Source organism: Tannerella forsythia 92A2 (assembly GCF_000238215.1).
In the GTDB taxonomy this organism is placed as follows: Bacteria; Bacteroidota; Bacteroidia; order Bacteroidales; family Tannerellaceae; genus Tannerella; species Tannerella forsythia.
Window position 1 is genome coordinate 440,251 of record NC_016610.1, and the last position, 24,216, is coordinate 464,466.

Here is a 24,216-nt window from a genome sequence, read left to right on the forward strand (position 1 = left end):
TTACGACGTTACCTGTTCAGCATCTTTTTCACCAGCCGGCATACATTCTCACCCGTATAGCCCAGTTTCCTGTCGAGCACCTTGTAAGGCGCCGAGTAACCGAATTCGGACAGCCCGTGAACAACCCCGTTATCACCAACCAGCCCTTGTAATGTAACAGGCAATCCCGAAGTGAGGCCGAACCGCCGAACACCTTTAGGTAACACATGCTCCCTGTAATCGGCTTTCTGATCGCGGAACAGTCCTTCGGACGGTACCGACACGACACGCGTCTTAATACCTGCTTTCGCCAGTTTAGCCGCCCCTTCCACGAGGGTAGCTACTTCCGATCCGCTGGCCAGCATCACCACGTCAGGCTGGCCTTCACAGTCGCTGACAATATATCCGCCTTTCACGATCCGGCGCGCTTCTTTACGGCGATCACCGCTTGCGGCAGGCAGGTTGACGATACCCTGACGAGAGAGAATGAGCGCCGTCGGGCGATTCTCTTCGAGGGCAATTTTCCATGCATAAATCGTTTCTTCGGCGTCGGCCGGACGCAAAACAACCATAGCGCGTTTTCCCTTGTGATTGTGCAGATGCTCCAGCAGGCGTAGTTGCGCTTCGTGCTCAACCGGCTGATGAGTAGGTCCGTCTTCGCCAACACGAAACGAGTCATGCGTCCAGACATAAATAACATGCAGTTGCATCAGTGCAGCCAACCGGACGGCGGGCTTCATATAGTCGGAAAAGACAAAGAAAGTGCCACAAACGGGGATGATTCCGCCATGCAGCGCCATACCGTTCATGATGCAGGCCATGGTCAACTCACTGACTCCCATTTGTAAAAACTGTCCGGAGAAATCCCCTTTCCGGAAAGCATGCGTATGCTTCAGAAACCCGTCGGTCTTGTCCGAATTACTCAGATCGGCCGATGCAACGACCATATTTCCAATCTGCTGTGCATAGAGCCCGAGCATCGTAGAAGATGCGGCACGCGTCGCAATATGTTCTTTCATCTTGATCGATGAATAGTTGATCTTCGGAAGCTTTCCGCTAAGGAAAAGGTCTAATTTAGCCGATAATTCCGGATGGCCTTTGCGAAATTTTTCTTCCTTCTTCTGACGTGCCAAAAACCATGTGCGGAGTTCTTCCTTGCGATGGGCATAGATTTTTTGCACTTCGGGAAAGATCGCAAACGGCTTCGCAGGATTCCCTCCAAGATTTCTGATCGTCGCATCGATGTCGGCGCCGGCAGCCGAGAGCGGCTGACCGTGAGTCGATACTTTATCTTCATAGCTTGCTCCCTTAGCATCGACAGCCCCTTTACCCATTACCGTATGACCGATAATCAGCGTCGGACGTTCTTTTTCGGCATTCGCCGCTTGCAATGCTTTGCGGATTTCTTCGACCGAACTACCGTCGATAGAGAGAACATTCCAATTCCATGCGCGATACTTGGCGGCAATATCCTCCGAAGTCACCTCCTCGACTTTGGTCGAAAGCTGGATATTGTTTGCGTCATAATACATGATGAAATGATGCAGTCCGAGATGTCCGGCTACTCGCCCTACCCCCTGCGACACTTCTTCCTGAATCCCTCCATCGGAAATATAAACGTAGGTCTTATGCGCCATCCACTCACCGAAGCGTGCTGTCATAAAACGTTCGGCAATCGCCGCGCCGAGCGCCATCGCATGGCCTTGACCGAGCGGTCCGGAGGTGTTCTCAATCCCGTGAAGCACATCTACTTCGGGATGACCGGGAGTCTGACTCCCCCACTGGCGAAAATTCTCCAGTTCTGCGGCAGGCATCAGTCCCGCCAGTGCCAGAACTCCATACAACATGGGAGACATATGCCCGGGATCGAGAAAAAATCGGTCACGATAGGGATAGTCCGGCTGATCCGGATGATAATTGAGAAACTCGGCGAAGAGTACGTTTATAAAATCGGCTCCGCCCATTGCGCCGCCGGGATGTCCGGACTTTGCTTTTTCTACCATCGAAGCGGCAAGAATACGGATGTTGTCTGCCGCACGATTCATGTTTTTAATTTCGTTCATGATTCTTTGGTCGATTCGTTATGAAGAACTGCATGGCAAAGATAGGTTATTTTTATCAGATATACGATGTCCACTTCACGTTACGCATGTCTCCGCTTTTTGCAAACTCTTTATGGAATGCAAAGCAACAGTCGAGATTCTGCGGCGTATGTCCTTTTATGCCCATGTTGAGATAATCGTTCAGCAGCGGGCGATAGTCGGGATGTACACAGTTGTCGATGATTTCGTGTGCACGCTGTATCGGCGACTTGCCGCGCAGGTCGGCCACCCCGTATTCGGAAATCATAATTTTCACAGAGTGTTCACTATGATCGAGGTGCGAAACCATCGGCACAAAAGCACTGATTTTTCCATCCTTCGCCGTCGAAGGCGTAGTAAAGATCGAAAGGTATGCCGAGCGCGTGAAGTCTCCCGACCCGCCAATCCCGTTCATCATCTTCGTACCCAGTACGTGGGTCGAATTAATATTTCCGAAGATATCGGCTTCGAGTGCGGTATTGATCGTGATCAATCCCATACGGCGCACGAGCTCCGGATTGTTTGAAATCTCCTCGGGACGGAGCAGAAGCTTATCCTTGAAGAAGTCAAGGCGCGAATAGATTTCTTTCAAAGCTTCCTTGCTGACACTCAACGAACAGCCGCTTGCAAACATGACACGTCCTTCCTCCATCAACTTGATTACGGCATCCTGAATCACCTCCGTATAAATATTAAATGCGGGAATTTCCTTATTCTCTCCCATGCATCCGAGTACGGCATTCGCTACATTGCCGACCCCACTCTGCAGGGGCAGGAACGATGCCGGGATACGTCCGGCTTTCATTTCGTTCACTAAAAAGTTCGACACGTTACGTCCGATGGCTAATGTCACGTCATCCAGCGGGGCAAAAGTACTTCCGTCCGGCTCGTTCTTCGTCTCGACAATCCCGACAATCTTTTTCGGGTCAACCTTAACATACGGTTTGCCGATACGGTCGGAGGGTTGATAGATCGGAATCTCGCGGCGCATCGGCGGGTCAGCCGGCTCATAAATGTCATGCATCCCACGGATTTCTTTCGGATGAAACCGGTTCAACTCAATCAAAATCTTATCGGCCAGACGGCAGACGGTCGGGACAATCCCGACCCCTTCGGTGGGGATGATTTCACCATCTTCGGTCACTTCGGCAGCCTCTACAATCGCCACGTCCACTTTGCCTAAGAACCCGTAACGCAGCGACTGCGCCAACTCGGAAAGATGCATGTCGAAATAGTGAGCGCCGCCGGCATTAAGCAGAGCGCGCATATCCTTATTCGACTGGTAAGGGGTACGGAACTTAACGGCGCGGGCACGTGCCAAGGCTCCGTCAAGGTGGTCGCCGGTCGATGCACCGGTAAACATACCGATCTGAAAAGGATTTCCTTTACGATGCTCTTCTTCCGCTCTTTGGGCAATGGCTTCCGGAATAACTTTCGGACAGCCTGCAGGCGTAAATCCGCTGAATCCGACGTTATCGTCGTTGTTTACATACGAGGCAGCCTCTTCGGCCGTGATGAATTTAAATGACATGATATTCTTCTTTATTATTTATGGGTTAATGTTCTTATGGGGGCAAAGATAGCAATAATATCAGACCGGGGCAATGATCCGGAGGATTTCTTCTACCGTGTCTGCCACATGCTGTGCGCCACACGCATTCAACTCGCTAAGAGGACGGAATCCCCATGTCACGCCCACGGACGTCACCCCGGCGTTTGCTGCTGTTTGCATATCCACCCCCGAATCCCCCACATAAAGCGTCTCGGCTGCCGACCGGCCGGTGATTTTCAAAATATCGTGCACAATCGTCGGGTCGGGCTTGACCGGCACCCCTTGACGTTGACCGAAAACGGTTGCAAAACGGATGTCCGGGAAATAAGTACGTACAAGCTTTTCCGTTGCACGCTGATACTTGTTCGATGCGACCGACAGTATGATGCCTTGCTCCTGCAAAGCCTTAAGCAGGTATGAGATGCCATCGTAAGGAGACGTATAGTCCGCATTGTGTTCATCGTAATAAGGGAGAAAAACTTCGCGGACACGCAGAATATTGTCCTGCGTCTTTTCCCCTTCGGGCAGTGCACGCTCAAACAGTTTGTTGATGCCATTCCCCACAAAAGATTTGTAGGCTTCAACTGGGTGTGTCGGGAACCCCCTCTGCCGAAGAGCATAATTCGTACTGTATGCAAGGTCTGCAACCGTATTCAGCAATGTACCGTCAAGATCGAATATAACCGATTGTATTCTTCTCATATATAACTATTATCGTTTGATTTTTTTACCGGCCAAAGGTACGTGATCATCTTTTTTAACGGTCGACTCTCCCGCCGGTTTCAGGCTGCTCGGCTCCATTTGAACAGACTTGCATACGACTAATCGAACATCGTAAATACCATTTACAATCAAAAGCAGACGATCGTCCGGAAACCATAACGAGAACTATCTTCATCATAAAAAAAAAGCTGCCTCATTTTGAAACAGCCCCTTAAATAGTCGGGATGAGACGACTCGAACGTCCGACCTCCACGTCCCGAACGTGGCGCGCTAGCCAACTGTGCTACATCCCGTTTTTTTTTTCGGCTGCAAAGGTACAAAGAATTCGCAACCTGCAAAATTTTTTTCTCTTTTCCGATAATCAAAAATTCGTGTTCCCGTATAAATCCTGCCTTAACAAGCCGAAATAAATGACCGCTCTCGGCGATTACATCACGCTTTTCCCAACAGTATCCTACGTCTTTCTTTATCATCTCGCGAAGCCGTTTTATCGTAGCGAGGTTTTTCGTTTTTAGAAGACGCTGCTTTTCTTCCGGCTATACAGACGATATAAACGATCTGCATGCTCACGGTACAAGTCTCGGCTTGGCATCCGAGGGTATGTATGGACGCTATTCCGGCAATAGAAAAACGCAATACGAAAAACCTATCGGAACCCCATAAAAATTCAAAAGCTTCTTTTGACTGATATGGACGGGAGGACAGGTATCAACACGAAAGCCTTATACCTCCCGTCCTTTTTATAGACGGCATACGGATTAGCGCGGTTCGTTACGTTCAACAACGAAAACTGCCACGTCAGCCCGCCGTGTTTCAATTTCCTTTCGACCGTGTAATTGATATCGGCCCTGAAATAGTTTTTCAGCCGGATATTCGGATAAGGCGGAACATGATGAACTTCAAACAAATCTCCATTCGTTTCGATGTATCCGTTCGGGAACGTAGGTAAGCCCATACCCGGGTAAGATACTTCGGGAACATAATAGGGATAGCCGCTTTTAAACTGCATTTGCAGGGATAGCGTATGGGTATTCGTGGGCTTCCTGCGTACTACGTATCCGGCAAAAGCCGACAAGTCGTGAGGCGCATCGTATTTAAACGGATACGAACGGCCTCCAAACGTGCGTCGCGATTGTGACAAGGTATACGACACCCATCCGGTAAATGCCCCTCGGCCATATTCGGCCATAAACTCTACCCCCATCGAAACGCCTTTTCCCTGTGCATAATCCGAATGAGCGTCCAAATAATATTCCAAGTTTCTGATCAACAGAAGATTCCGCATGCTTTTGTAGTAAGCCTCAATCGAGAGCGTCAGATGCTCGTTCGTATAATTTTTCCAGCCGACGGATATTTGGTCGGATTGCGGCAAAATATTTTCGCGAAATGGCACCCAGTAGTCCGTCTTTGCATTATAATCGATCTCATTGATCGTATGTACGGGCTGATACATTCGGTCGTAAGCCAGCATCAGTTTGTCCTTCTCGCCGATAAATGTGTTTATTTTCAACCTCGGCTCCCAAGCAAACCGACTGATGTTTTCGCTGCGATACAACGAGGCGCGAAGCCCTGCGCTGAAAAGCCATTTCCGGTACTTGAACTCATCGTACACATAGGCCGATGTTTTAAAAAGTGTCAGATGATCGCTATGATATACGGATTTGTGCTTGTTGAGCGATTTATATACGTAATCCGGCATATATCGTTGATAAGCCCCTTCCCATCCGTAAAAAAACGTGTGATGGTCCGCGATCTCATGCTTTAACAAGAACCTCACCCCCAATTCGTTCATACGTGAAGCATTTTCATTTTTCAGCTCCTGTTTCGATTCCGGAGATTCTTGTTTGTTCCTGTAATAATTGAAGTTGTTCAGTCCGGTGTAATAGGTGTGACCGGATAATGACAGACCTTGTTTGAGCCGCGCCTGATAACGGAGCGATGTGGTGAGCGTCTTCCAGCCATAGCCGAACTTCTCCCAAGAACTCTCTTCCGAATATTTTTTATGTTCCTTATTCGTTCCTCCCATATCATCGTAACCGTAATAAAAGAGCCACGATAGTTGATGGCTGTCGTTGAGTTTCCAGGTAAGTTTACCGTTCAAGTCGGCAAAAGAAACCATCGGATAGCCGGCTTGACGTTGATCGATGACCGACATCAAACCGTTAAGCAGCAAATCGAGAAAAGAACGTCGGCCCGCAATCAGATAACTCAACCGGTCTTTGACGATCGGACCTTCGGAGGCTGCCGTACCGGCAAGAAGCCCCAACGATACCGAATGCCGGTACTTCCCGAAGTCTCCTTCTTTCGCATCGACCGAAACCACCCCCGACAACTTATCGCCATAATGTGCCGGAATGCCTCCCTTATAGATTTCTGCCGTACGGATGGCATCCGCATTGAAGATGGAAAAGAGGCCAAACGTATGATTCTGATTATATATCGGCACATCGTCTGTCAGGTAGAGCGTCTGATCGTTCGTGCCTCCGCGGATGTTCAGTTGGGAAGAGCCCTCCATACCCGCCGACACGCCGGGAAGAAATTGCAATGTCTTGATCACGTCGCGCTCGCCGAGAAAAAGCGGAGCAACCTTCAGCAGATTCGTATTGATTCGCATATTGCCCAGTCCCCGACTGTCGATGTTCCTGCTTCGCGCTTCCACGACTACCTCATCGAGCAAGACCTGCCTTCTGATTTCTGACGCCGCCGTGCTGTCGGTCGGAACGACAGGTTGTTGCGCCGAGACAAAACCGGACACGATACTATGAAGAAAAAACAAACCGATTCTTTTCATGGCCATATCGTTTCCCTCTTAGGCAAATCAAATACGTAATTCTCTTCGTTCATGCCCGCAAATATACCAAGCCCCTGTTCCACATTGCCGTATACGGGCTGAGGCTTGTAAAAAATCGATGAGATATCGTCCTCCGTAACGATCATCGTTTTTTGTTCATACAGCGTTTTGTTATACCGGTCGTATTCGGGAGTTGCCGTGATCAACTTGACCCGTATTCTGTCCGGTTCGGGCCTCCGGACGGTATCCCTTCCGCTCGACGCATAGACCGGAGCAAAGACAAGCTCGGTCAGAGCCGACAGATTCTTATGCTTGACTCGCAGAAAGCCGATATGATACATCGCGCCCACTTGCTCGTTGATCATGCCCGTACCGACCTGACGGTTCACCATGTCGATCAATCCGTTATTGGCATATAAATCGGAGTATTGATCGACGACCGTATCCTGCCGTTGCCGGTAGGCGGTTATCCAAAGACTCTCGTCTTCGCACCGGGAGATATCGAAAGAGGTCAAGCGGACAAGTTGTCTGTAACCTCCGGACGAATATGCGGCCGTACAGCGGATTGAAGCCGGCACACGGGTATGCGCCCGGACCTCCGGCAGACCGGCATAAGCTACCCGGATCGAATAAGTTGCTCCCGCCCGCGGATGCCTGGGCAACAGCAACACGGAATCCGTACAGACGGCATCGAACAGTAGCGCATCGTTTTCTTGCAAAACGATATGCGCTCCCGTCAAAGCGTGTATGGCATAGCCTTTCTCCGAATACGTTAATTTGTGCAGCCTCACCCGAATCGAGTCCGACGGATTCAGATAGCTGTTTACAATGATACGCTCCGCCTCCGTCACCGACGACGGCGGTATATCGTAATTCACCGAACAGGCGCTCACAAACAGTCCGATCAGGCCCCAAAAAAGGTTCTCTCTCATTTTTATTTTATGCAATGAATCGGTGTGGTGACTTAGAAGGGAATCCATACGGACACCTGCCAGTCACGGAATTTCCCGGAGGTGAAGTCTTTCGTCTCGATGACATTCGAAAGACCGTGTTTATAGCTGATCCCTAACTCCATGAATTTTAAGTTATATGCTATTTTTCCGACAAACGGCACATCGAACGGATGCTTCATATCCTCCTTTTCATAACCTGCGAAATAGTAGACCGGCTCCACACCTGCCCCCACACTCAATCCTTTATAAACAGGATAGTTGATAGTTCCTCCCAATGAAGCGAAACAGGCATAGGCGGACGATGATAGAAAATAGATTCCACCGACCTGCGGGTTGTCGGACGGTTGCTGCTTTAGAATCGGGCGATACAGGTAATCCCATGATTTTACCCCGACGGAAGCATCCAGATCGACAAATGCCTTACACGAAGTAAACGGATGCAAACGAAAGCGATAACCTACGAATCCGTTCAGTTTGTAATCGACGTCTCTAAGGGTCATATTCTCATATCTTGCCTTGATACCGCCGTAACTGAAACTGCCCGAACCTCCTCCCACCAACAAGCCGGTCTGCGTCTGCGCCCCAACAGGCAAGGATAAAAAAAGAAGAAAGAGGAAGAGAAGAGTTGTTTTTATTTTTATCATGATAATTCAAAATAGATACATTTTTGCAAATAAAAGAACAAAAGTAATACAAAGACCTTGCATTCCAAATTTTGAGAATAGATATGCATACGATATGAAAATAAGAAATCATTACGGATACATGGATTTTCGTGTATGTTTTTTACCGATTTTACGGATTGGCTAAAAAAAAGAAGTTTTTTTACCCCTATCCGGTAAAAAATCATTCTCTTCGAAAAAGGCTGAAATTTATGTTTTATTAATAATTTCACCAAGAAAAGAGAGAAATTTTCTTTCTCTGACTTGGCACCATCATTCTTAAATAAACATAAAAAGCGATCTGTTACCGCCACATTTATTCCTCTTTTGCATCATACTTATAAAACCGTATCTCAATGGATTATGTTAAATATTCTAATTCATTTGCTTGGAATACGGAAAAACCGTATGTTTGCTTTCAAAAAATGCGTTTTATATCGTAATAAAGACAGACAGACATTAAACTTTAGCGGTAAAATCAGGTCTAATCATCAAGTAACAACAGACATAAATATATAAACTAAACATAAGAGGAGAAACGAATATGAAAACAATGAAATTAACTTCCATCATGGTAATGCTTACGTTAGCATTCGGTGCAATGGCGCAGGAAGAGTTTTACGATGACGTGTATTTCTCTTCCGGGAAGACAAAGAAAAAGGAGAAAACGAGTCGTCAGAATACGTCATCCGCCTATGCATCTTCCGATTCAAGGACAACTGCAAGGCAGCGATCGATCACAGAGATGGATGTAGATGCATATAATCGCCGGTACAACGAAAGAGCGGACGAAGCTTATGATGACATGACAGACGATACGATTCAAGTGCAGGAACGCCGTTCGGACAATGAATATTCGGAACGTATTGTTCGTTATCATTCGCCCAGCAAAATCACCATTGCCGGAGCAGATAATGTGGAACTGAATCTGAGTGACGGCTATTATTCCTACGGATACGACACCGATTATTCCGACGGGGAATCCAATGTGAATATCCATGTGAACATCGGCAACGGATGGGATAGCTGGTATTCGTGGTATGATCCGTGGTCTTACTACTCGCCTTATTCGTGGCGATGGAGACGTCCTTATTGGGGCTGGAGCTTCGGTTGGGGTTGGGGCGGTTTTTATGCCGGCTGGTACGATCCGTGGTATGATCCGTGGTACGGAGGGTATTACGGTGGCTGTTGGAGCTGCTATCATTACCCTTACTATCCGTATTACACAGACAGCTATTACAGTTGGGGGGGGCCAAGCTATGGGCATGGCCGGATGACGGTAGGCAGCAATCGCTCAACCAGCTACCGTACCTCTTCTTCCTCACGTGACGGGATCGCCTCATCGCGTTCTTCGTCATACGGAGACAGGTACTCTTCCGACCGAAGTTCATCGATGCGTAGCAGCGACCGGTCGGGCCGGAATTCGAGCTCGCTGAGTCGTTCAAGTCGTTCCGGACGCTCGGAGGATGGGTATGCAGGCAGCAGCCGCTCGGGCAGTTACGGCAGTAGCCGTTCATCGGGCAGCAGCCGCTCGGGTTATGATCCGTATTCGGGCAGCTCAAACCGCAGCAGCAGTATGCGTACCACACGTACCACTCGCAGTTCCGATGCTTACTCGGGCGATCGAGGCTCGAGCATGCGCGGCAACACGGGGGGGAGTTATTCGGGCAGCAGTCGCTCCGGCAGCTTCGGGAGCAGTCGCTCGGCAGGTGGCAGCTATTCGGGCGGAAGCAGTCGTTCGAGCAGCTATAGCGGCGGTAGCAGTACACGTTCGAGCGGAAGTTATAACAGCGGTAGCAGTTTTGGCGGAAGCAGCAGTCGTTCGAGTGGCGGAAGCTATGGCGGCGGAAGCTATGGCGGTGGCGGCGGAAACAGCAGTAACCGTTCGGGGTCGGGCGGCGGCCGGCGATAAAACACGCCATTTCAGAAAAATACATACGAGACAGATAGAATCTTAAGGGTGCATCTTGCACCCTTAATCCATATTCGAACAAAAAAAAGGAAAACGATGAACAAAAAAGGATGGTATATAGGCATAATGGTTTTAAGCAGCGGATGGCTGTTTGCACAGGGTGAGATGGACGCCTATCGCTTTTCGCAGACGGAACTAAACGGCACGGCGCGATCGATGAGTATGGGCGGAGCCTTCGGCGCTTTGGGTGGAGACATGTCCGTCATGTCTCATAACCCCGCAGGACTCGGTGTATATCGCAGTTCGGAGGTGCAAGCCACCTTGAACCTGTCGATGGCCAATATGTCGTCAAACTGGACCGGGATCAATCGATCACAAAACCGCACGCGATTCAATTTCGACAATTTGTCGTATGTCGGATATTTTCCCACAGGATACGATACGGGAATAAAAGGGTGGAACTTCGGTGTTTCATACCACCGGGTGAAGAATTTTTACCGTACTTATCAGGCCGTCGGCAATCCGAAACATTCATTAGCGGACTATACGGCAGCGATGGCAACGAATGCACGCAAAGATGGCGGAATTCCGGAAAGAGACTTGAAGGCCAATGATCCTTATCAGAATTCGAAACTAAGCGCTCACTGGCTGTCTATTCTGGGATACCAATCCGGTTTCTTCGGCACCAAGTACAAGTGGAATGACGTATATCACAGCGGTTTCGGTGAATATGACGGAAGCGGCATCTGGAACCCTGCTTCACCGAAAGAAGCGATGATGAATATCCGGGAAAGCGGCTGGATCAGTGAGTATAATTTTTCGGCTTCGCTGAACATCTCCGATTACGTTTTTTTAGGAGCGACATTGGGACTTTCCGATATCAACTACCGATTATACTCGAAACATGATGAGGACTTCGGTGGGGGCGATTATTTGTTTATGGAAAACGCTTTGGAAACGAATGGAACAGGTTATTCGCTGAATACGGGAGTCATTGTTCGTCCGGCACAGGCTTTCCGCTTTGGTGTCGCATACAATTCGCCCAAATGGTATAAAATGACGGATTTTGCATATGCCCGGGGCGAGAGTTATATCAAGGCTTATACAGACAAGCCTAAAATGGAAGGAAAAACTCCTACCGGAACATTCCATTATTCGTATCGTTCGCCCGACCGGTGGATTTTCAGTATGGCAGGAATTATCGGCACATCGGCACTTATCAGCGTCGATTATGAATTGACCAATTACAAAGCGATGCGTTTGGGCAATGAAGATGCGACAGAATACTACGACGATATTACAATGCAGGTAAAACGGGATTTCAAGATAGGTCAGACACTTAAAGTCGGGGCGGAATACCGGGTTACTCCTCAGTTTGCAATACGAGGCGGTTATGTATGGCAACCGTCTCCCATGCAAGAAACATTAACGCTGGGGAAGCAGGAAGTATTTACTGCCGGTACGGTAACGCATTATACGATCGCCGGGCAGACCCATTATTATACGGCAGGATTAGGATATCGCTTCACACCGAATTTCTACATGGATTTGGCATGTATCTACCGGACACAACAAGAAGATCTGTATCCGTTCTCTAACGTTTTTATCAAAGATGCCAGATATCATATCAAGCCGGTGAATGCCGAGCCTGCCAAAGTAACAGCCAATACGACAAGATTGGCATTGACCCTCGGTTATAAGTTTTGAGGAACAAGGAATCGTCCGAAAAGATGATTTCATCCCCCTGATTCCCCGTTTTGTACAAAAAGATACGAAACGGGGAATATTTTAAGATAAAAATTTGGTCACTTCCGTATTTCTTCTTTCCTTTGCCCCCGTAAAAAAAATAAAACGTATCATTCTAAAAAATTCGAATTGCCTATTGCATAGACATTACTCTGAAATCAATCTTTAGGACGTAATGAAAAATTTAAAATCGATGGCCGACGAAGAGTTGGTCGTGATGTATGCAAAAGGAAATAATATTGCATTTGATGTATTGTTGAACCGTTACAAAAGCAGTGTGCACTCGTATATCTACTATATCGTACGTGATCGCGATTTGACGGAAGACATTTTTCAGGAAACATTTGTGAAAGTGATCCTAACGATCAAACAGGGCCGTTATACGGAAAACGGTAAGTTTAAGGCCTGGATCACTCGCATCGCACACAACCTGATTATCGACCATTTCCGTCAGGAACGGAATGAAAATACGATCTCCAACGATGAGGTGGAGGTTGATCTGTTCAACGATATGCGTCTCTGCGAGAAGACGGTTGAAGATGCTATGGTGGAGACTCAGGTATTCTCCGATGTAAAAAAAATGGTGGAATATCTGCCGGACAATCAACGTGAAGTGCTGGAGATGCGCTACTATCAAAACATGAGTTTCAAAGAAATCGCAGATCGTACGGGAGTAAGCATCAATACGGCGTTGGGACGGATGCGCTATGCAATTCTGAACATGCGTCGGATGGCGGAAGAAAACCGGATCGAACTTTCGATCGCATAACTTTCTTGTGGCTTCCATACGTTTGCAGAAAACAAACGGGCGGGAAACAATATTTCATCTTAGGTTTCGTTCTTTTTACAGTACGATAAAAAGAAGAATGCCTATGAAAATGATTACACCGTATGTTGCAAACGAGAACCGGGATATGAAAGTAAAGGAGAGGAAGGGTGAAAATTCCGGGCCGCGTCAGAGCACTTTGGAGTGGATACGCCAGTTTGCAAGGGTTTATGCCTATGAGCCCCAATTAGGAACGGACAGCTTAGGTTCGTTTGTTATGAATTGAATCCCTTTATCACTCGTTTTAGAAAACACAGTCGGTTAAATGTTAACCGACTGTGTTTTTCTGTTACAATTCCTTCGTTTTTGCTATCTTTGCAAAAAATAACGAATCAGTCATGAGTCATAAGATTGCCCCCTCCTTATTATCTGCCGATTTTCTGAATTTGCAGCGCGATATCGAAATGATTAACCGGAGCGAGGCCGACTGGCTTCATCTGGATGTGATGGACGGAGTATTCGTACCGAACATTTCGTTTGGTTTCTCTGTATTGGATGCCCTGAAAGGAGTATGTACGAAGCCGATGGATGTGCACTTGATGATTATAGAGCCCCAGAAGTTTATCCGCGAAGTGGCAGCGGCAGGTGCATACATGATGAATGTACACTATGAGGCATGTACCCATCTGCACCGTACGATTCATGCAATCAAAGATGCCGGCATGAAAGCCGGTGTGACGCTGAATCCGCATACGCCGACAGGGCTGCTCGAAGATATTATCCAGGATGTGGATATGGTGTTGCTCATGTCGGTTAATCCCGGCTATGCCGCTCAGTCATTCATCCAACATTCGGTGCTCAAGGTAGCCAAGCTCAAACAGATGATTACAGCTCGAGGATTACCGACGCTCATCGAGGTCGATGGTGGGGTGAATAAGGAAACAGCCCGTCCGTTACTCGATGCCGGCGCCGATGTGCTGGTGGCAGGAAGTTCTATCTTCAAGTCTTCGAATCCGATTGAGACCATTCGCGAGTTAAAGGCTATCTAATCTGATCTTATGTCTCCTTTTTTATGATGGAAGAGATACAGAGGCGACCTTTTGTGAGGCCGCTTTTCTTCTGGATCACAGGAATATGGATAGAAATTTGTTTTCCGCTCGAACGTTGGTCGTTGGTGCTATTGTTTCCGATTCTTCTGTCTGTATTTCTTTCTTTTTTTGCCAAGCGAAGAAATTCCCCATATTTATATGATGCTCGCTGGATCGGAGGTGCACTGATTGCCTGTTGCTTCGTTTTTCTGGCCATTCAGGCGACCGCTTTGGCCGAGCATCGGTTATCAGAAACTCCGCATACCTCCCGATTGCAAGAGAAAGCACAGAAAATACAACTTCGAGTAGTAGAGAAAATAAACCGGCTGCAACTGTCGGACAGCGAAAAAGCAGTACTGGCAACGATGACGGTCAACTACCGGCAGGCGATGACACGCGAAGTACGCAATCGCTTCTCGATCACAGGCGTTGCTCATTTGCTTTCGGTCAGCGGATTTCATGTGGCCATCGTATGTGGGTTCTTAGGGGTCTGTTTTTCCTTTTTCCCTGACCGATCATTCTTTCGATGGCTTCGGTATGTGCTGATGATGATCTTGATGTGGGCATTTGCTGCGATATCGGGATTTTCTCCTCCGGCGGTACGTGCCACCCTGATGTTAACGATCTTCGTGACCGGACAGGTGCTTCTTCGGTCACCGGACAAATATAACACGCTTGCGGCAGCCGCACTGCTGATGTTGGTTTATGATCCGTTCTATCTGTTCAATGCAGGTTTTCAGTTAAGCTTCACAGCCGTTTTCTTCATTCTGTATGTTCAACCTCCTTTATTCCGCCTGCTTCCAATCCGAAACCCATTGATCACCGTTCCTTGGGGAATATTGACTGTTACCGTTGCGGCTCAAATCGGGACCTTCCCGCTTTGTTGCCATTACTTTGGGCAGAGCTCGACCGTTTTCCTGTTTACTAACTTATTTTTGTCGCTCATCGCCACCTTGCTGATCCCTTTATGTCTGATCTGGATACTGCTCCCTGTCTCCGTTCCCGGAACAACCGTGCTGCAATCATGGATCGAACAGTTGACGCATGGCATGATGCGGATGGTGAATCGTTTCTGTCAGATACCGGGAGCTACGTTTACACTGCGTTTTGATGGGGTTGCGCTTCTCGGAGCCTATGGTATGCTATTTCTGATCATTGGCTTTCTCCGTTCGAAGAAAAACGGCTTCTTGTTCGCCGCACTATTCCTCCTCCTGCTTCTGTTGTGTCGGCAAATTATCAAGGGGTGACAATGCTCTATCTGACGATTGTTTTGTTTTATGATTCATATCGTCGTCTTATCCTCTCAAAAAAAGAAATCCCGGAAATGCACTGCACGTCCGAGACTTTTTCAGAAGAAAGTAATTGCTCTAATCGATGCAAGCCCTCTCTTTTCCTTAACCTAAATACGTTTTCAGTAGCCTGCTGCGCGTTCCTTGCCGTAACCTTCTAATTGCTTTTTCCTTGATCTGGCGGACACGTTCACGGGTCAATCCGAATTTATCGCCGATCTCTTCTAATGTTACCTCCTGGCATCCGATACCGAAAAACATCTTAATGATGTCACTTTCCCGTTCGGTCAGCGTAGCAAGCGCCCTGTCGATTTCTCTTGAGAGCGATTCGTTCATCAACGTTCCATCCGCATTCGGAGCATCATCGTTCACCAATACATCCAAAAGGCTGTTGTCTTCACCCTCAACAAACGGTGCATCCACGGAGATATGACGTCCGGACACTTTGAGCGTATCCGAAATTTTATCCACCGGGATATCCAGTTCCTGGGCAAGTTCTTCGGGAGAAGGCTTCCGTTCGTTCTCTTGCTCGAATCGGGAAAAGGCTTTGCCTATTTTATTCAGCGAACCTACCTGATTGAGCGGCAAACGTACGATACGTGACTGCTCGGCCAATGCTTGCAAGATCGATTGACGAATCCACCATACGGCGTACGAGATGAATTTGAATCCTCTCGTCTCGTCAAATTTTTCTGCAGCCTTGATCAGTCCCAGATTGCCTTCGTTGATCAAGTCGGGTAGGCTAAGTCCTTGATTCTGATATTGCTTTGCAACAGATACCACAAAACGCAGATTCGCCCGAGTCAACTTTTCCAACGCTCTCCGATCACCTTTCCTGATGGCTTGTGCCAACTCTACTTCCTCTTCGACGGTGATCAGATCTTCTCGACCAATCTCTTGAAGATACTTATCCAGCGAAGCGCTTTCGCGATTGGTAATGGATTTTGTAATTTTTAACTGTCTCATTCAATGAATAGTTGAAAAACATGGGGGTGCAAAGATACTGTTTTTTTGCGTATGATATGTCAGCCCCTATGTTTTTATCATTTTATAACGCTATAACAATCTCACCGACCGATGAGTTTATTCGGAGAGATTGATCGCGTAAAACTGTGTCCGGCCGTTCGGATAAAATCCTTTGATAAACAAGCCTTGCTCTTCGGATGAGCCTTTTTGTACGCGTTCTACGATCCGGTATAAATCTTCAGGGGTCGAAACCTTCTGATCGTTCACGACCATAATGATAAATCCTTTCCGAATACCGGCATCCTGTACCTTCCCTTTGCCGATACCGTTGACTTCAATGCCGTAGCTTACCCCGTATTCTTTCTTCTGTGCATCACTCAGTTCGCGGAAAGCAGCTCCCAGCATTTCGGCTGCATCGCCATTTTTCTTTACAACCTCTGTTCCACCTTGTGAATTCCGCAGTTCCACCGTAAAATTTTTGATTGATCCGTAACGGTTTACTTCGAGTTTGACTTTATCGCCCGGACGATATTTACTGATCTGCTCCTGCAGAGCATTATTGGAGCGGATACGCACACCGTTGACCGATGTAATCACATCGCCTACTTCGACACCGGCCTCCTTCGCCGAGCTGCGCTGAGCAAATTCTGCCACATAAGCACCTTCCAATTCTTTCACCTTTTTGTCATTTTGGCTTGCTGCCTGAGCGTTTTGTATGACAACACCAAGGATGGCACGCTGTACGGTGCCGTACTGCTTCAGGTCGGCGACGACTTTGCCAGCGATGCTGATGGGCACCGCAAAAGAATAACCCGCAAAATTACCGGTTTCCGAATAGATGGCCGTATTGATTCCGATCAATTCTCCTTTCGTATTCACTAATGCCCCCCCACTGTTTCCTGCATTGACAGCTGCATCGGTTTGAATAAACGACTCGATTTTATTCAGGTTCGTGCTGCCCGACATGATGGCGCGTCCCTTGGCACTGACAATACCGGCTGTCACGGTCGAGGTCAGGTTAAACGGGTTCCCCACGGCTAACACCCACTCGCCGACTTTGAGTTGTTCGGAATCGCCAAACGACAGGGTTTTTAAATCTTTCGCTTCAATCTTGATGAGTGCGATGTCCGTATTGGGGTCCGTACCGATAATCTTAGCCGGAAATTTCCGGTTGTCATTCAGCGTTACTTCGAGTTCGTCCGCATTTTCGATTACGTGATTGTTTGTCACGATATATCCATCGGTCGAGATAATGACTCCTGACCCCGAGCCCGAGCGAGGACGCGGCGTGCGTTCCTGAAAACCCCGTCCGTTCCCGAAAAAGAACTCAAAAGGATCGAAATATTCTCCGCGACCGGACGATCGCTCATTGACTGTTGACCGGATATGTACCACTGCATGAACAGCCATATCGGCAGCATACGTGAAATCCGTATTTTCTGCCGCATTGGCATGATAGCCTGTCAGTCGGAACGGTTGTTTGAATGTTCCTTCACCGTCATCGACCAAGGCTGCCCGTACTGTCGCATTGTGCTTCACCATATAAGTCACTGCGCCAATGGCTGTAACAAAGCTTACTACAGCCACAAAAACAATGACCAGTCCTTTTTTCCACATTGTTTTCATACTTCTTATATTTTAGTTGAACGTTTAAATTTAACACTTTCATACAACAAAAGAAACTCAAAAATGATGCAATTATTCCTTTTGAAGGTGATTTTTTAACACTTTTAACGGCTACATTCGGCACTTAACCGCGTTTAACGATAAAAAGAGGGATTTCGCTTCATTTTAACACTTCGCATCGGCCATTTTGACAGTCAGAAAAACAAAGAGACTACGCCCCTCCAACCAATGGCGCAGTCTCTTGAAATATAGGCTTTCCGGTGTTTTATTTTTTCTTCAGGATCAACGTGCGGAACGCATCGTTCTTCCAAAGCAGCACCAGTGAGCGGAACGCATGATATTCGTTCGGTTCGATAATCGATTTTTGGAGTTCAATCTCGCGACGAATGATCAGTCGGTTGTCTTCCCGATGCATCGTCAAACTGATTTTTCCGACCGGATTGCTGATTTCTTTCCGAAAGGGGCGTGTTTCAACGTCCCAGCCATCAACCGTCAGCGTATAGCTGCACGCCTCTTTGATTCGGCAAGGCAGTTCCATCGGTTGAGTACGCGTACTGTTGAGTCGTAGCCGCCATGTGTCAATTCCTTTATCGATAGCCGGTAAAGTATATAATGCATAACCGTTGTTCGGCCGGAGTGCTTGTTGGCGACTAAAGTCGGCCTGGGCTGTCGCATCTTCGCTGTTTATCAAGGTACCGTTCACACTAGCCATCGTATCATTCAGTGCAATGTGCGCTTGATAGTCTAAGGTCATCTGTTTTTCATCCAACTGAATCAGCCCCACGCCGTTTTCTCCCGTCTGCCAGAATTGGTCGAGTCGGGCACGTAGCGCCGGATCGGGTGCATCTTTGCGCAAAGGAGACAGATAATGATCACCGGATTTCACTCGAATATCCGAAATGGCACGGACGGCTATCGGCGTAGCGAAAGACGGGAAACTCATCATAATCTCGGCATCTAATCCCGCAGCCATCAACATGGAGGCCAACAGAGTCGCCTTTTCTGCCGGTGTACCGTAGGCCGATTGCAAGACCTCGGCAGGCGGACGAATTTTGGCCGACAAGAGGATTGGAAGTTGAGAGGTGGCGATCTCATCGATCACGTAACGCAGAATCTCCGAGCGCTTCTCATCGGTCTTCTGCCTGCCTTCCAACAATTTAGCAACAAGCGATGTACATGCTTCGGGATCGACTTTCATTGCCGAGAGCCATGCCACACCGTTTTCTCCTTCCGCATTCGAAGCGAAAAGCATGGGCGATGCCTTTCCGGCGGTATATGATTCCATCGGGAAAGCCGGAATATTTTGGAAGTGCCATGCATACGTTGTCATGCTATGATGCCGGCGAACAATCGGTTCACCCTTTAACGCATTCAGTCCGTAGGTAAGTTTCTCTTCCTCAGGCAGCGTGATTTCTATTTGATAGTCCTTCACGGGCGAATGCTCCTGCAGCTGTTCGGCTACATCGAGAAAGGGATAGAATCCGACATGGGTAGTGAGCGTATAATCAAGGCAGATTGTGGCGCCGATTTCCAGCCCCGTATGGGTAACGACCATTTCCCGCAGATGATTATATGCCGGAGCGTCAGCCGCGAAAGACGGCAGTACCTCATTGAAAGCATTGTCCGGTGTGCGGATCACTGTTCCGTCGGCCTGCTTCGTGTAAGACTCGTTCATTTTCAGGATCTGGAATTCCGGATTATAAACGATAAATGTTTCACCGTATAAATTATTGAACGCGAAATGCGTGTTCAGTTTCAATTCTTTCCGGTATCGGAAAGTCATGCTCCCGTCCCTGTTCCATGTATATTGTTTGACGATTTTGTCAAAAACCGCCTCCGGCTGTGCCGTGACTGCAAGAACAACGAATAAACTAATGATCAGCAGATTATATTTTTTCATCCTGTATCGTATTTACATTTATTTTCTTTCAAAGATCAACCATTCGTCGGCGAAGTCTTTATGCGCTTTGACCGCTGTACGAAAGCCGTTCCAGTCTGCCGCGTCATACACACGCTTACGCAACGTCAGTTGATGACTGATATTCACCTTGTTGTTTCGCTGACTCAGCGAACCGATGAAATCGGCGACAGCACTTGTTTTTCGCTGTTCCCTTGCTTCGCTCCGCATGGTATATCCTGCCGGCACGGTCATCGTCTCTTTCAGTTCGACCAGACGCGAGCAGGCGTCTTTGAACGCATAACGACGATCGTCCCGCTCCGTATTGATGCGCAGGTAAGTGCGTGCGCTCCGATACAATTGTCCGCAGACAGGGCGGAGCATCAGCACCCCGTCGCCCGTAAGCGCGTAATCGGGGATTTCGAATTTCATTGTGATGTGTATTGGTCCAGCGGTGTAGTCTTTCGGATTCGTACCGTAATCGACGCTCAACATGCGAGCTTGCGGCGACACTTGCAGCAGCTCGTTCTCCATGGCTTGCCGCCAACCGGTCATAAAACCTCGCGTGAAAGGGCGGCGCACGCTACCGTCCGACTGTCCTTCGGCGGTAACCGTAAATTCGCCACGTAGCGTTCCATCGGCATCGACCGAAGTACGTGCTGAGAGCTTGAAATAATGATTTTCGGGAGGCGATACCGGCGTTTCCAGCAAGCCCGATCCTTCGGGAATACCCGGCAGGTAGTGCTGCTGTTGTTCGGCACTCGACCACAGTTCGCGCAAGAACGGTACCCATGTCGGATCGAGAGGGATATACTGTCCGCTCGATAACTTCACAACCGTCACGCAATGGTTGAAGTGATCAGCCGGAATCGCTTCGATGCGTGACCCTGCCATCGTCATGGCCGGATAAGCCTCGAAACCAGCCATTCGCAACATCGAGATCAACAGGGCCGCCTTGTCCTTACAGACACCGCAACGATCGGTAAAGTTCATCTTCGTCGTATGCAACGTATAGCCTTCGCCTTTCCCCATCGAGATGCCCGAATAGCGCATGTTGTCGGCCACCCAGTGGGTCAGCGCGGCGATCTTTTCCATTTCGTTTTTCTTGCCGCGTAACAGTTCGTCCACCTTCTTTTGGGCTGCAGGATCAGCGGCGAAACTGTTGTAGTCTTCATTTACCTTGCTGAACCAAAGCGATTTGTCTTTCCATTCGGGCGTAGAAGACATCATCAGCTTGGGCGCCACATCGAAGAGATCGACCATATTCGGTTCTTTCACGAAAGGACGTACGTCGGAGACGGCAAAGCTTAACACTTTACGATCGCCTGAGAGCCGAACAGACGACCGGCATTCGCCCTGATAAAACTCGTACTGTACTTCTTTCGTACGAGGCATGTCTACGGTGTAGATTTTCGAAACAGTCGGGACGGCCACCCAAAACGGCACGATATCGTAAAACTGCCCGCGCATGGGAGGAACAAAACGCTCCTCGTCATCGGCTGCCAGCAGGGCATAGGTAAAACCTTTCTTGCTGATCTCGTAATCAATGATATCCCCGGCATCGAGCGCGCCGATTTCCAGCATGATCTGCCGTGCTCCCCAATAGATGGCACGGGCCGGCGCCGCATAGTCACAAGCCTGAGCGACATCGATGGTGCGTTGCGAGCCATCGGCCTTGTACACTGTGGCACGGCTAAACTCGGCAAAGGCCGTCAGCGGATCGTAATCGTATTTGATCACCCGGTACTTCAGCGCTCCCGCTTTGTTTTTCACTTGCACCACTTGGCGAATCGTGAAGCTTCCCGATCCGTTATCGGCTACGACGACTCCGGTGCTGTCGAGCAATGCGACAGCCTCATGTTTTTTCCATTCGGCTTGTCCGGCTGCCCGTTCTTTGAAGGGAAGCCAGCTTTGCGCCATGACCGACAAACAGCATCCGGCCATCAGCGCGACAATCATTTTTCTCATCATCCTCATATTATTTTTTGTACCGATCCTACAATTGCATCGTAACAGCCCTACACGACGAGTCAATGGAGACAAAAAAATAGGTAGGGGATGTGCCTCAAACACTCGTTTGTTTTTGACACATCCCCTATTCTGTTTATCGGAAAAGCAATATCGGAACGCAATGACCGAATTTCAATACTCCCATAACCGCAAGGCTGAAAACGGAACTCGTTTTTACTTACTTCACAAAGTCGGCAGCGGCAAGAAAGTCATAGCTTTTCTTAACATCTTCTTCGGGTGTGCCGTCATAACGTTCTATTTCGGCATACCAATCTTTAATGACCCCTGCGGCATAAGCCTGCTCGAATACGGCTTTGTAGTCTACGACATTCTGTACGCCGATCGCTGTTTCGTCCTTAATATGGAGCAGTTGGATACGCTTTGGGTATTTCTTCATGTATTCTACCGGGTCGTATCCTCCTTTTTGTGCCCAATATACATCGAGCTCAAAGCACACATGGTCAGCGCTCGTATGCTCCATAAGCAGGTCGTACAGGGGCGTTCCATCGATCTTGCCTTTGAATTCAAAGTCATGGTTATGATAACCGAACCGGATGCTCGAAGCAGCCGTTTTAAGTCCGATCTCGCTGAAATAATCGGCGTAGCGTTTGATATTGTCGAGCGTAGCCCGTTCGCCTTTGAGCGGAGCCCACGGCATGATCATGTATTTGAATCCTGCTGTGTTGTGCGTGTCGATCGCTTTGCTCCACCAAGCCATATCGGCTTCGTAGTCGCCGCTCAGTTCGTGTCCGAGGTGTGCGCTTGTTGCTTTCATTCCCAAATCATCGACCATCTTCTTAAACTCAGCCGGTTCCAATCCGTAAATTTTTCCGTCGTTATACGCCGCTGTTTCCAGATTGTTATAGCCCATTTGTGCGACGGTTTCGAGTGTTTTGCGGATTCCGGCATCTTTGACCATGTCACGCAACGAGTAGAGCTGCAAACCGATATATTTGGATGATCCGGTCTGAAGATTGATACCGTTGTTACGGGAGTACAAGAAATTCGGCATCACCATGCCGCTTGCGAGCAATAATGAAGCTCGTTTGATAAAGTCACGTCTGTTTTGCATCACGAATTATAATTTAAAGTTTGACGAATATTTTTTGCAAAGATAGCAGATAATCCTGACATCACGCATAGCATTGTCCCCAAAAAGCGATGGGTTGTTTAATTTTGCAGGGAGAACGATTTGCGACCGATCAGGTGGCCGTCGGCAAAGATATCGACACGATAAGTTCCGGGAGAGAGGTATTCGGCTACATCCCAATACATCGTTACGGGTAACTCTTCGCCTTCGTATTCGATCGTTTTCATCATCGAGTAAGAAATATTCCTGTTTTCGAACGCAAATACGCCGGAGTTGGGTTTAGTCAGAATATCGTCGTCCGGGCGCATGATACGCACATAGATATTTTTCTCGCCCACCGGAGCAGTGATGTTTTTAGCCAAGTGGAATGTAAGCACGAGTTGTGCGATTTTGTCGATCTTCTTCGCGTCCTTACCTCGCGAGGTCACGGGGCGTACCTGTATGGCCGTGGCGTCCATGCGGCTGGCTAATGTGACGCGTTCCGTCAGTTTTTCTTTTTCGCGCGTCAGTTGTGCTGCTGCCGACGTGGCCTGCCGGTATTGCTGGGTCACTCGTTCATTTTCGTTGCGCAAGCGTCCGTTTTCAGCATTCAGCGAATCGATTTGTATCACATAATTGCGCATGATCTTTCGGAGCGTTTCCAGTTCTTTTTTCAACTCCGTAATGCGTCGCGTATTCGTGGCTTTGACCGTACGAAGCTCCTCCATCAGCCGTTGCACCTTCATCTGTTCGGTGGTCAGCAGCGCTACGAGTGAGTCGTTGCCTACACTGAATTTATATCCTTCGTATTGAAGGGAGAGTTCGGCATATTCGTCGGAAAGTTCTTCTTTTTCGAGTGCAAACATTTCAGCCATGTCTGCCATCTGCTGCCGCTGGTGGTAAATGACATAACCCACGGCGACGAGTGCCAGCAGCACGATGACAATGGCCATGATCAAGAATGTTTTTTTCCTGATTTCTTTTTCTTCCGAGTTCATACGTAAAACAATCTATTCGGGGGACAAAGATAAGAAAGTTCGGCCATTAACCATTGGTCAATGACAATTTTTCTTACCTTTGCGCCCTGAAATCAGCTTTAGACGATT

General features: G+C 48.3%; 18 protein-coding genes and 1 tRNA gene. 6 read left to right on the plus strand and 13 right to left on the minus strand.

Translation table 11 applies throughout. The annotated features are described in order from the left end of the window. Positions 1–8: 8 nt before the first annotated feature. From BFO_RS01865 to BFO_RS01900, 7 genes are all read right to left on the minus strand, one after another. Positions 9–2,042, minus strand: coding sequence for a transketolase family protein (locus BFO_RS01865; RefSeq protein ID WP_014223869.1), 2,034 nt, complete (start codon positions 2,040–2,042; stop codon positions 9–11). A gap of 55 nt (positions 2,043–2,097) precedes the next feature. Then, the gene (locus tag BFO_RS01870; RefSeq protein ID WP_014223870.1) at positions 2,098–3,591 is read right to left on the minus strand and encodes an acetyl-CoA hydrolase/transferase family protein; all 1,494 of its coding nucleotides are present in this window, start codon (positions 3,589–3,591) and stop codon (positions 2,098–2,100) included. Positions 3,592–3,651: 60 nt separating this feature from the next. Further along, the gene (locus BFO_RS01875) at positions 3,652–4,314 is read right to left on the minus strand and encodes an HAD family hydrolase (protein ID WP_014223871.1); all 663 of its coding nucleotides are present in this window, start codon (positions 4,312–4,314) and stop codon (positions 3,652–3,654) included. Between the two features lie 240 nt (positions 4,315–4,554). Beyond that, positions 4,555–4,628, minus strand: a tRNA-Pro gene (locus BFO_RS01880). 374 nt (positions 4,629–5,002) lie between these two features. After that, entirely contained in the window at positions 5,003–7,132 is a 2,130-nt protein-coding gene (locus tag BFO_RS01890; protein WP_041590577.1) for a TonB-dependent receptor plug domain-containing protein, read from the minus strand. After that, positions 7,123–8,058, minus strand: coding sequence for a DUF4249 family protein (locus BFO_RS01895; RefSeq protein WP_041590578.1), 936 nt, complete (start codon positions 8,056–8,058; stop codon positions 7,123–7,125). Before BFO_RS01895 ends, BFO_RS01890 begins: the two co-directional genes overlap by 10 nt. Before the next feature lie 32 nt (positions 8,059–8,090). Further along, the gene (locus BFO_RS01900; RefSeq protein ID WP_014223876.1) at positions 8,091–8,723 is read right to left on the minus strand and encodes a hypothetical protein; all 633 of its coding nucleotides are present in this window, start codon (positions 8,721–8,723) and stop codon (positions 8,091–8,093) included. A 562-nt stretch (positions 8,724–9,285) separates the two neighbouring features. Here BFO_RS01900 and BFO_RS01910 point away from each other — a divergent pair. From BFO_RS01910 to BFO_RS01935, 6 genes are all read left to right on the plus strand, one after another. Further along, positions 9,286–10,653, plus strand: coding sequence for a hypothetical protein (locus tag BFO_RS01910; RefSeq protein WP_014223878.1), 1,368 nt, complete (start codon positions 9,286–9,288; stop codon positions 10,651–10,653). A 96-nt stretch (positions 10,654–10,749) separates the two neighbouring features. Further along, the gene (locus BFO_RS01915; protein ID WP_014223879.1) at positions 10,750–12,360 is read left to right on the plus strand and encodes an OmpP1/FadL family transporter; all 1,611 of its coding nucleotides are present in this window, start codon (positions 10,750–10,752) and stop codon (positions 12,358–12,360) included. 214 nt (positions 12,361–12,574) lie between these two features. After that, positions 12,575–13,168 carry an RNA polymerase sigma factor gene (locus tag BFO_RS01920; protein WP_014223880.1) on the plus strand — a complete coding sequence of 198 codons (594 nt, stop codon included), beginning with the start codon at positions 12,575–12,577 and terminating at the stop codon, positions 13,166–13,168. 103 nt (positions 13,169–13,271) lie between these two features. After that, positions 13,272–13,451, plus strand: a complete 180-nt coding sequence (locus BFO_RS01925) for a hypothetical protein (protein WP_014223881.1) — start codon at positions 13,272–13,274, stop codon at positions 13,449–13,451. A 112-nt stretch (positions 13,452–13,563) separates the two neighbouring features. Beyond that, on the plus strand, positions 13,564–14,214 hold the full coding sequence (rpe, locus tag BFO_RS01930) for a ribulose-phosphate 3-epimerase (RefSeq protein WP_014223882.1): 651 nt from the start codon (positions 13,564–13,566) through the stop codon (positions 14,212–14,214). 23 nt (positions 14,215–14,237) lie between these two features. After that, complete coding sequence (locus BFO_RS01935) at positions 14,238–15,500, plus strand: ComEC/Rec2 family competence protein (protein WP_014223883.1); 1,263 nt, start codon at positions 14,238–14,240, stop codon at positions 15,498–15,500. Between the two features lie 147 nt (positions 15,501–15,647). On the opposite strand, the gene BFO_RS01940 is transcribed toward BFO_RS01935, so the two are convergent. From BFO_RS01940 to BFO_RS01965, 6 genes are all read right to left on the minus strand, one after another. Then, on the minus strand, positions 15,648–16,508 hold the full coding sequence (locus BFO_RS01940) for a sigma-70 family RNA polymerase sigma factor (RefSeq protein WP_014223885.1): 861 nt from the start codon (positions 16,506–16,508) through the stop codon (positions 15,648–15,650). A gap of 117 nt (positions 16,509–16,625) precedes the next feature. Then, complete coding sequence (locus BFO_RS01945) at positions 16,626–18,134, minus strand: Do family serine endopeptidase (protein WP_041590581.1); 1,509 nt, start codon at positions 18,132–18,134, stop codon at positions 16,626–16,628. A 265-nt stretch (positions 18,135–18,399) separates the two neighbouring features. Then, complete coding sequence (locus tag BFO_RS01950; protein ID WP_014223887.1) at positions 18,400–20,034, minus strand: DUF3858 domain-containing protein; 1,635 nt, start codon at positions 20,032–20,034, stop codon at positions 18,400–18,402. 18 nt (positions 20,035–20,052) lie between these two features. Then, on the minus strand, positions 20,053–21,999 hold the full coding sequence (locus BFO_RS01955) for a DUF3857 domain-containing protein (protein WP_041591034.1): 1,947 nt from the start codon (positions 21,997–21,999) through the stop codon (positions 20,053–20,055). Between the two features lie 220 nt (positions 22,000–22,219). Then, positions 22,220–23,113 (minus strand): sugar phosphate isomerase/epimerase family protein, encoded by an 894-nt coding sequence (locus tag BFO_RS01960; protein WP_041591035.1) that lies wholly within the window; start codon positions 23,111–23,113, stop codon positions 22,220–22,222. Between the two features lie 98 nt (positions 23,114–23,211). Beyond that, positions 23,212–24,108, minus strand: a complete 897-nt coding sequence (locus BFO_RS01965; protein ID WP_041590582.1) for a hypothetical protein — start codon at positions 24,106–24,108, stop codon at positions 23,212–23,214. Positions 24,109–24,216 lie beyond the last annotated feature (108 nt).

Excerpts from the sequence above, each read along its gene's own strand:
- BFO_RS01865 (WP_014223869.1), bottom strand. The coding sequence starts at position 2,042 with ATGAACGAAATTAAAAACATGAATCGTGCGGCAGACAACATCCGTATT.
- BFO_RS01870 (WP_014223870.1), bottom strand. The coding sequence starts at position 3,591 with ATGTCATTTAAATTCATCACGGCCGAAGAGGCTGCCTCGTATGTAAAC.
- BFO_RS01875 (WP_014223871.1), bottom strand. The coding sequence starts at position 4,314 with ATGAGAAGAATACAATCGGTTATATTCGATCTTGACGGTACATTGCTG.
- BFO_RS01890 (WP_041590577.1), bottom strand. The coding sequence starts at position 7,132 with ATGGCCATGAAAAGAATCGGTTTGTTTTTTCTTCATAGTATCGTGTCC.
- BFO_RS01895 (WP_041590578.1), bottom strand. The coding sequence starts at position 8,058 with ATGAGAGAGAACCTTTTTTGGGGCCTGATCGGACTGTTTGTGAGCGCC.
- BFO_RS01900 (WP_014223876.1), bottom strand. The coding sequence starts at position 8,723 with ATGATAAAAATAAAAACAACTCTTCTCTTCCTCTTTCTTCTTTTTTTA.
- BFO_RS01910 (WP_014223878.1), top strand. The coding sequence starts at position 9,286 with ATGAAAACAATGAAATTAACTTCCATCATGGTAATGCTTACGTTAGCA.
- BFO_RS01915 (WP_014223879.1), top strand. The coding sequence starts at position 10,750 with ATGAACAAAAAAGGATGGTATATAGGCATAATGGTTTTAAGCAGCGGA.
- BFO_RS01920 (WP_014223880.1), top strand. The coding sequence starts at position 12,575 with ATGAAAAATTTAAAATCGATGGCCGACGAAGAGTTGGTCGTGATGTAT.
- BFO_RS01925 (WP_014223881.1), top strand. The coding sequence starts at position 13,272 with ATGAAAATGATTACACCGTATGTTGCAAACGAGAACCGGGATATGAAA.
- rpe (WP_014223882.1), top strand. The coding sequence starts at position 13,564 with ATGAGTCATAAGATTGCCCCCTCCTTATTATCTGCCGATTTTCTGAAT.
- BFO_RS01935 (WP_014223883.1), top strand. The coding sequence starts at position 14,238 with ATGATGGAAGAGATACAGAGGCGACCTTTTGTGAGGCCGCTTTTCTTC.
- BFO_RS01940 (WP_014223885.1), bottom strand. The coding sequence starts at position 16,508 with ATGAGACAGTTAAAAATTACAAAATCCATTACCAATCGCGAAAGCGCT.
- BFO_RS01945 (WP_041590581.1), bottom strand. The coding sequence starts at position 18,134 with ATGAAAACAATGTGGAAAAAAGGACTGGTCATTGTTTTTGTGGCTGTA.
- BFO_RS01950 (WP_014223887.1), bottom strand. The coding sequence starts at position 20,034 with ATGAAAAAATATAATCTGCTGATCATTAGTTTATTCGTTGTTCTTGCA.
- BFO_RS01955 (WP_041591034.1), bottom strand. The coding sequence starts at position 21,999 with ATGAGAAAAATGATTGTCGCGCTGATGGCCGGATGCTGTTTGTCGGTC.
- BFO_RS01960 (WP_041591035.1), bottom strand. The coding sequence starts at position 23,113 with ATGCAAAACAGACGTGACTTTATCAAACGAGCTTCATTATTGCTCGCA.
- BFO_RS01965 (WP_041590582.1), bottom strand. The coding sequence starts at position 24,108 with ATGAACTCGGAAGAAAAAGAAATCAGGAAAAAAACATTCTTGATCATG.